Below are 8,505 nucleotides of genomic sequence, written 5' to 3'. Positions count from 1 at the left end.
AGGAACCGTCGTCAATCACGACGCCGGGCACAGTGACCGCGGCAACTTCCCTGCCGCACTCCTTCTGGATTCCCGGCACCGCCAACGCATCAAAGCTCACGTACTGGTCCACAGGACCGCTGAACCAGCCCGCGTTGAGTACGGGCGCGCTCTTCCTACCCCCCCGGCGACCCACCCGAAGGCGGTTGGCCGGTCATCTCGTGGGCTCACGGCACTGTAGGTATTTCCGACCAGTGCGCTCCCACCGTGACCGTCGGCAGTCCATACCTCACGAACTGGCTCTCGCAGGGCTACGCGATCGGCGCGACCGACTACGTGGGGCTCGGCACGCCGGGAATCCACGCGTACCTGGACGGACCGTCGGCGGTGCACAGCGTGATCGACATGGTGCGCGCCGCGCGTGCGGTCGAACCGCCACTCTCCGCGCGCGGTCCATCGACCAACCCGATTACGTTGCCTCACAACATAATCATCGATCAGGAACAGGACAACAACTGCCGCGCATCACTGTTCACCTTCATACGGACTCCCACTGGGTCATGCCATTAGACTTCGCCGCTCATTTAGACTTCGCCGCTCATTTGCATGAGTCCACGCGTGGTGTACGCCACTGGAATCGGGTTGCTCAGCTCGCCGACGAAGCGGCCTGCGACTTCATCCACGAATCCCATGAGCTGCCATTCACCCGCTCGATCGCGGATTAGCCTTGGAGCGTATATATGTGACGCCGGCAGTGACACCGGACGTGCTGCCGTCATGTCCCACGGTCCTGTGAGGCTATCTCCCGGGATGCACCATATCCGGTGTGCGGCGGCCCGGGGGCCCAGGTTGCTGCAAAACACCAACAGCGGCTGCCCGTCTACGACCGCTACCTGCGGGACCTCCAAGTGCCCGAATCCCGCCGGAGAGGTCAGCGGCGGGCCCACTTCCCAACGCAGTAAGTCGGGTGACCGCGCATGCCCGATCACACCGCGCCCATCAACCGGGCCGTGGACGGCATGTGCAGTAATCAGCATGTGCCAGCCGTCACCGTCAGGGTCTGGAAAGACCCAGGGGTCGCGCCATGCTTCACCAGCCCCATCGGAGTCGTGGCTCGATTCATACCATTTCGGATCAGGTTCGACCAGAGCTCCGGAACCGACACGCTCCCAGGTGAATAGGTCGATCGAACGGGCTACACCGATTCGCTGTACAACGCCACGAGGAGCATTACCGACTCCCGTATAGAACATCAACCACCACCCCTCGGGCGAGCGGACGACGCAGCCGGTCCATACCGCTGTGTCGTCGAAGCCTGGGGACTCGGCTGGCATCAGAGCATCGGCGGCCGGCTCCCAAACCCGTAAATCCGTGGACGTCGCGTGGCCGATACAGGCATTCATGTGGCGTCGCTCAGGGTCTACCAAGGACCGTGAAGCCTTGAGGAAGAAGCAGTGGTAGACTCCCGCGTCGTCTTGCACGTACCAGCTGTCCCATACCCAGGCATTGGGCAATCGAAGGGTCATGAACTCACTTTCTACCAAGTGGGGACGATGCAAGGGCGGTTGATCCGGCGAGGGCCATGGAAGTCAGCGGATCGATCCGTCGTCAAGGCCAACTCACGCATCCTCTCAGTCATCCGTGCCGATCCGGCGCCGTCCGAACGAAACCGGCTTGATCATTGCCAGCCTCATGTTACACGTGTAACGTGCGCTACATCACTTTCAACTTTTTCCTGTTTCGCCATTTGGTTACACGTGTTACCCATTTCGGTCGAAACTACGCACTTCGAGGAAGCCACTTCATGAAGATGAATTGTCATCACCCATTTGCTCGATTGGCCGTTGGTAGCGCAGCTGTTGCGCTGGCAGCCTCGCTCGTTTCGTGCAGTAACAGCGGCGGGTCATCAGTGGAAGGAGTTTTCACGTTCGGTGCGGTCGCCGCGCCCGCGACACTGAATCCGGCTCTGGGCGATCCTCTATACAACCCGCTGTACCAGTGGGCCTACGAGCCTCTTGTCGTTCTCGAATCCGACGGGACGTACTCGCCGGGGTTGGCGACACAATTCGGCTATTCCGACTCGGAGAACAGAGTTTACGAGCTCACATTGCGCGACGGGGTGAAGTTCAGCGACGGTGCAACCCTCGATGCCCAAGCAGTGAAGACCTATCTGGAATACGAGAAGCAGCAGTCCAGCTCGGCCGGGTTGTTGATCCAATCGATCGACCGCATCGACGTCACATCGCCCCTGAGCCTTCGGCTGACTCTCAACCGTAGCGATCCGGGGTATAACTTCTACTTCGCGCAGGCCTTCGGGGCCGGTAACGTCGCAAGCCCAAACGCGGTTGCGAATCCCGAGACGTTGAGCACCGGTTCCGCGGGTGCCGGCCAGTACATGATCGACTCTGCGGACACGGTGGCGAACGACCACTACACGTTCGTCCCGAACCCTCACTACTGGAACAAGGACGCCGTGCACTTCGACAAAGTCGTCGTGCGGATCGTGGCAAATTCGTCGTCGATGATCCAGGGCATTCGTGCGGGGCAAATCCAGGCCGGACAGGGCGACGCCACTACGATGAGCGCTGCTGAAAATGCTGGCATCGACGTGGTATCCGCCCCGCAGACACTGCTGGGGTTGAACCTCATGGACCGGCAGGGCGAGGTCAGCGCACCACTCAAAGACGTCAACGTCCGCGCAGCACTCAACATGGCGGTGGACCGTAGAGCAATTGCGGAGGGACTTTTCGGAGACGCGCAGCTTTCGACGTCGCAGTACGCCCTCCCCGACACCGCAGGTTACGACCCCTCATTGGACGGAAAAACGGGGTACGACCCGGAACGAGCACGACAAATGCTGTCGGAAGCCGGTTACCCGAACGGCTTCTCCGTAACAGCGCTGAGCGTTCCACTTGCCGGCCTCGACAAAGTAACTCAGGCCGTCGCCGGTGACCTCCGAAAAATCGGTGTCACAGTCGATATCGCCTCCAAACCCCTGGCGAACGATTACGTCGTTGCCATGACGTCCGGGGAATTCCCCACAGCGGCTATCGGTTACGGGCTCCGTGATGCCAACTCGTTGTACGCCGGGTTCGTGAGCCCACAGGGCCCCTTCAACCCGTTTCACACCGACGACGCAGAATTGACAGAGCTGTACGGCCGATACTTCGCGACTCCGGCAGCAGAGGCCGGAGAACTGGAGAAAGCCATCAACGCCCGCCTGGTCGAACTCGGCTGGGCGCTACCGGTGCTCGCCGCCCCTCTCGCGTTTTATGTGGCCGACGGTTTCACGGGCATCGAGGCCACAACGCTGAATGGCGCGGTTCCGCACTTCACCGACCTTCGCCCGGCACACTGAAGGATCGTCGTGCTCAAGATAGTTTTTCATCGCGTGGCAATGTCGATTCCTCTCCTGTTGCTGGTCTCTGCAGCCACTTTCGTACTGATAGCGCTACTACCTGGTGACGCTGCACACGTCGTCGCAGGCAAGAATGCGTCGATCGAACAGATAGCCCAGACCCGCTCACAGATGGGATTGGATCTGCCACTGTGGCAGCAATACACCCATTGGCTGGGCAATGCGATGCATGGGAATTTGGGAGTGTCGCTGGTCAACAGACAACCAGTCGCAGAGCAATTGCTCGGACGTCTCGGACCGACACTGTCACTGATAGTCGGGGCAACAGTCCTGGCCGCGATCGTGGGTGTGGCGTTCGGGATCCTGGGGGCCCGCGGGGGGTTCATCGGCAAAATAGTCGACGCTATTGCCGTGTTGGGACTCGCCGTCCCCACCTTCTGGCTCGGCCTGATTCTCGTGGTCCTCCTCGCTGTCAAAGTCAACATGTTTCCGGCGTTGGGCTATGTGCCGTTCCAACAATCGCCGTCACAATGGCTGTCGAGCCTGGTACTCCCGGTGATCACTCTCACAATCCCCGCCACTGCTGCGATTGCCAAACAAACGCGAGATGCCGTCGCTGATGCAACCGAGAAGCCGTTCATCCGCACCCTCCGCGCCGCCGGTGTCTCCGAGAAATCCATTCTCTTGCGTCATGCATTGAAGAATGCCGCCGTCCCAGTTCTGACGGTGGTGGGGTTGACCTTCGTCGGGGCATTGAGCGGAGCCGTTGCCATCGAATCGATATTCGCTCTACCGGGGCTGGGAGGAACCGCAGTGCAAGCAACGGCATCGGGCGATGTTCCGTTGATCCAGGGAGTAGTTCTGTTTTTCACCGTCATCGTCATCGTGGTCAACCTGATCGTCGACATCGCCTACGGCTACTTCAATCCGAAAGTGCGGGTCTCGTGAGCACTGGAACACCGACCGAAACCACCTCCCCTGGATCCGAAAGGGCGTCGTTCGTACGACTGCTGCATCGCCCGCTGTTCGTGATCTCTGCAGGTTATCTGGTTACGTTGTTCGTCTGTGCACTCTTCGCAGAGCGTATCGCGCCGTATCCGCCGGGCGATCAGGACCTGACGCGAACCTTGCAGACACCCTCCGCGGACCACCTGCTCGGTACGGACACTCTCGGCCGAGATGTCCTCAGCAGGCTGCTCTACGGAATAGAACCCACCCTCCTCGGCACCTTTCAAGCCGTCATGGTTTTCCTGGCGATAGGGCTTCCGCTCGGCCTCGTGGCGGGATACCGAGGCGGCCGCATCGATGCCGCGATCATGCGCACCGCTGAACTTGTGATGTCGGTACCACCCATCATCGTCGTACTTGTCGTACTGGTTGTCTTCACCGGTGAACCCACAGCCGCAATGGTCAGTCTCGGAATACTCGGTTCGCCGGGTCTGATACGAGTCCTCCGCGGCGCCGCAGCGAATGTCAAGCACGAACTGTTCGTGACGGCGGCGCAAGTCTCCGGCGTCGGAACATTCACCATTATCAGGACCCACATTCTGCGTCGCGTGCGTGGGCCACTGCTGGTGCAAGTGTCCTTGTTTGCCGCGGTCGCGCTCGGATTTCAAGCTGTACTCGGCTTCCTCGGCCTATTGGCCGATAGCTCGACACCGACGTGGGGCGGGAGCGTGGCCGAAGCAGCCGGCGTCATCACCCAGTCGTCCTGGCTTCTATTCCCTCCTGGATTGGCGATCACCCTCGCAGTCTTGGCATTCGGAACATTAGGCGATATCGCACGAGATCGGTCGGCCGACACCGACCAGACGAAAGCCCGCACGACCCGCCGATCGAAAAATGTGCCAGCGACGAATGGCGGCTCCGCCCAGGCGCCCCCCCGCCCCGGCCGAACAGTCCTCCTCACGACGGCACCCCGTGCTCAGCGTCCACGGGCTGACCGTACAAGCTTCTCCGGGAAAATCCTTGGTCACCAATGTCGCGTTCGATGTGCTACGCGGTGAAACAGTGGGCTTGGTCGGAGAATCGGGGTGCGGAAAAAGCGTGACCGCTTTGTCCGTCCTCGACCTGCTCCCAGCTGGTCTCACCATCGAAAGCGGGGTGATCGAGTTCGACGGAATAGATCTTCGCGCGGGAGACTCGGACGCATACCGCGACATTCGAGGATCAGGAATTGCCTACATCTCACAGGACCCCATGGGCGCATTGGACCCCACCCACAGTGTGGGTAGCCACTTGGACGAAATCATCGCCAAACACGACAAGGGGCCCAAAAGCACACGGCGAAAGCGTGCACTCGAGCTGTTGCGTCAAGTCGAGATTCGCGACCCGGAACGAGTGCTCACCTCCTACGCCCATCAGATCTCCGGCGGAATGGCGCAGAGAATAGCGATCGCTCTGGCCCTGGCCGGTCGGCCGACGCTTCTCATCGCCGACGAACCCACCACCGCTCTCGACGTCACCGTCCAATCAGAGATCCTCACGTTGCTCCGAGGTTTGAAGGCAACGAACAAGTTGGCCATATTGCTGATCACGCACGACTGGGGAGTCATCGCCGACATCTGCGATCGCGCTGCCGTCATGTATGCCGGCGAAGTGGTGGAGCTCGCCAACACTGACACCGTCTTTACACGTCCCGAGCATCCTTACACCGCAGCGCTACTGGCGTCCGACCTATCTCGAAACACTCGAACCACACGGTTGCCGACGCTTCCCGGACGAGTCCCCCAGCCCGAGGAATGGTCAACCGGATGCCGATTTGCTGCACGGTGCCACTACGCACATGAGGCCTGCCTCGAAGATGCTGTCCCACTGATCCGAACCGGAGAGGACGCATTTTCTCGATGCATCCGCATCGGCACCTTTCCGCCGCTATCCGAAAGCACACCATGACCTCTCAAGATCCCGCAATTACAGTCCGCGACATCGAAGTCGGCTTTCGTCGTCGCCGACGAGATCCGCTGTTCCGCGCACTCGACAGTGTCAGTATCGACGTCCCTCACGGACGCACCGTGGGAGTGATCGGAGAGTCGGGATCGGGAAAGTCCACATTGGCCAGAGCTATCCTCGGTCTTGTACCCGTTCAGTCCGGAACCATCACGGTCGGCAAAACAAATGTCACCGGCACTGAAAAGTTCGACCGCACAACCCTGGCAAAGACACTGCAGGCAGTTTTCCAGGACCCGACAGGGTCGTTGAACCCCTCCTACACTATCGGCCGGTCTCTAGCCGAGCCTATTCGAGCACAAGGTATCCGAGATCGAAAAATCGAGGATCGTGTTGCCTACTCGCTGGAACGAGTGGGCTTGGACCCGTCGGCAACGAAGAAGTTGCCGCGCGAATTTTCAGGAGGGCAGCGGCAACGAATCTGCATCGCGCGCGCCTTGATGACGTCTCCGCAATTCCTGGTTTGCGATGAAGCCGTGAGCGCACTCGATCTCTCCGTTCAAGCTCAGATTCTCAATCTACTTGTGGACCTGCAAGCAGAGTCCGGTCTGTCCTACCTGTTCATCTCCCACGATATGAATGTCGTTCGAAGAATCTGCCACGACACCACCGTCCTGTACCGCGGGAAGGTGATGGAACGAGGACCGACGAGCAGCGTCGGAGCCACACCGGCACACCCATACACCAGAGCACTTCTTCTGGCTGCCCCGATCGCAGACCCGTTTCAACAAGACGCCAAGCGATCAACCCGTACGAAAGCCCGAGACGATACCGTCGCTGCGCCTTCCCTGCCGGCGCACCCGGGATGCCCGTTCGCCGATCGTTGCCCCTTTGCTGTCCCACACTGCAGAACAACTCTGCCGCCGCTGCGCGCAGTAGGTGGGGGTGTGTCCGTCGCATGCCACCGCTATCCGGAGTGGAAGCACGAATCCGCGATATCCGCATCCCACAGGCGGAACTGTCAGATAGTCGAATCATGAAGCCACACAACAAACTACGGCTCGACTACGGAAGAGAGACCCCATTGCGCACTCCTGAAGCCCACGGTGACTACGACGATCGATTCGCCCCGGTGATCGCCCGGTTCGAAGAACACCTTGCCTCGACCTCGCACGGCGGTGCCTCTCTCGCGGTGTACGTAGACGGGGACCCCGTCATCGACGTATGGGGTGGTGTTGCCGACATCACCCGAGGGCAGGCCTGGGGCCGCGATACCTTGGCAATGCTGTTCTCCTGCTCCAAGAGCGTGACAACGATTCTCGCCCTGACGCTGGTGGAGCGGGGGGTGCTTGACCTCGATGCCGCAGTATCTCGATACTGGCCGGAATTCGCGGCGAACGGCAAGGATCGCATCACCGTTCGAGAAGTCCTCAGCCACCGAGCCGGTCTGCCTCTCGTCGACTCGCCGTTGACCTTCGACGATGTCTGTACATGGGGACCGGTGATCTCTGCTCTCGAAAGCCAGACGCCGTACTGGAGCCCGGGAACGGCACACGCTTACCACGCCATCACAGTCGGCTTTCTCCTCGGCGAGGTCGTCCGCCGTATCACCGGACAAACCCTAGGTGAGGTGCTGCGAAACACCCTCAGCGAACCACTCGGACTCGACCTGTGGATCGGTCTACCCTACGAACACCACTCCCGCACGGCAGCGGTCTTACCGGCACCGATCGTCGGCGGCGCTGCCGGTGTCACCAACCAGTTGATACTTGACGACCTTGCGCTGCGAGCTATCACGATGAACGGGGCACTCGACATCCCGGTCGCGGGAGTCACGATCAAGAACTCGTGGAACGAAGCCCGGCTACGCAACTCCGAACTTCCTGCGGCAAACGCGATGAGCACCGCTCGCAGTTTGGCCAAACTTCACGCTGCTTTGGTCTCGAACGTGAACGACCGAAACTACACGCGTCGACCGCCCCTACTGTCCAAGGCCGTGATAGACGACGCCTGCTGGGTGGAGAGCGAAGGACCACAAGTGATCGGTGCCGCAGAACCTCCTTTCCCGAAATGGGGAACCGGCTTCATGCTCCCTGCTGACAACCGGCCGATGCTCGGCGTAGACAGCTTCGGGCATGACGGCGCCGCTGGCGGTCTGTGCTTCGCGGACAGTGGGAAGCGACTTGGATTCGCATTCGTACCCAGCGTATTCGGCCCCGCCCCTGATCGACGCGTCGATGCGATCGTCGACGAGCTCCGCACCTGCCTCGAACGATAAT

The 8,505-nt window shown here is 60.5% G+C and carries 7 protein-coding genes and 1 pseudogene; 7 read left to right on the top strand and 1 reads right to left on the bottom strand.

Annotated elements, in window-relative coordinates; genetic code table 11:
* Positions 1-429: pseudogene (locus AC2ETI_RS31755) on the top strand (lipase); the annotation flags it as partial.
* Between the two features lie 134 nt (positions 430-563).
* Here the strand turns inward: AC2ETI_RS31755 and AC2ETI_RS31750 are convergent.
* Positions 564-1,505, bottom strand: a complete 942-nt coding sequence (locus AC2ETI_RS31750; protein ID WP_483634978.1) for a glycosyl hydrolase family 32 — start codon at positions 1,503-1,505, stop codon at positions 564-566.
* A 278-nt stretch (positions 1,506-1,783) separates the two neighbouring features.
* Here AC2ETI_RS31750 and AC2ETI_RS31745 point away from each other — a divergent pair, with 278 nt between their 5' ends.
* Genes AC2ETI_RS31745 through AC2ETI_RS31720 form a run of 6 tightly spaced genes read left to right on the top strand, consistent with a single transcriptional unit; the run spans position 1,784 to position 8,504 of the window.
* On the top strand, positions 1,784-3,337 hold the full coding sequence (locus tag AC2ETI_RS31745) for an ABC transporter substrate-binding protein (protein ID WP_483634977.1): 1,554 nt from the start codon (positions 1,784-1,786) through the stop codon (positions 3,335-3,337).
* Positions 3,338-3,346: 9 nt separating this feature from the next.
* Entirely contained in the window at positions 3,347-4,285 is a 939-nt protein-coding gene (locus AC2ETI_RS31740) for an ABC transporter permease (protein ID WP_483634976.1), read from the top strand.
* Positions 4,282-5,343 (top strand): ABC transporter permease, encoded by a 1,062-nt coding sequence (locus tag AC2ETI_RS31735; protein WP_483634975.1) that lies wholly within the window; start codon positions 4,282-4,284, stop codon positions 5,341-5,343. Before AC2ETI_RS31740 ends, AC2ETI_RS31735 begins: the two co-directional genes overlap by 4 nt.
* Positions 5,258-6,232 (top strand): ABC transporter ATP-binding protein, encoded by a 975-nt coding sequence (locus AC2ETI_RS31730; RefSeq protein ID WP_483634974.1) that lies wholly within the window; start codon positions 5,258-5,260, stop codon positions 6,230-6,232. Before AC2ETI_RS31735 ends, AC2ETI_RS31730 begins: the two co-directional genes overlap by 86 nt.
* The gene (locus tag AC2ETI_RS31725; protein ID WP_483634973.1) at positions 6,184-7,266 is read left to right on the top strand and encodes an oligopeptide/dipeptide ABC transporter ATP-binding protein; all 1,083 of its coding nucleotides are present in this window, start codon (positions 6,184-6,186) and stop codon (positions 7,264-7,266) included. Before AC2ETI_RS31730 ends, AC2ETI_RS31725 begins: the two co-directional genes overlap by 49 nt.
* The gene (locus tag AC2ETI_RS31720; RefSeq protein WP_483634972.1) at positions 7,263-8,504 is read left to right on the top strand and encodes a serine hydrolase domain-containing protein; all 1,242 of its coding nucleotides are present in this window, start codon (positions 7,263-7,265) and stop codon (positions 8,502-8,504) included. Before AC2ETI_RS31725 ends, AC2ETI_RS31720 begins: the two co-directional genes overlap by 4 nt.
* Position 8,505: the final 1 nt, after the last annotated feature.

It is taken from the genome of Rhodococcus sp. MurmanLake-1, assembly GCF_056945715.1.
This window is presented reverse-complemented; position numbering and strand designations above follow the sequence as displayed.

What these genes read in the sequence shown, in the direction of transcription:
- AC2ETI_RS31725 (WP_483634973.1), top strand. Translation starts at nt 6,184, where the DNA reads ATGCATCCGCATCGGCACCTTTCCGCCGCTATCCGAAAGCACACCATG.
- AC2ETI_RS31750 (WP_483634978.1), bottom strand. Translation starts at nt 1,505, where the DNA reads ATGACCCTTCGATTGCCCAATGCCTGGGTATGGGACAGCTGGTACGTG.
- AC2ETI_RS31720 (WP_483634972.1), top strand. Translation starts at nt 7,263, where the DNA reads ATGAAGCCACACAACAAACTACGGCTCGACTACGGAAGAGAGACCCCA.
- AC2ETI_RS31745 (WP_483634977.1), top strand. Translation starts at nt 1,784, where the DNA reads ATGAAGATGAATTGTCATCACCCATTTGCTCGATTGGCCGTTGGTAGC.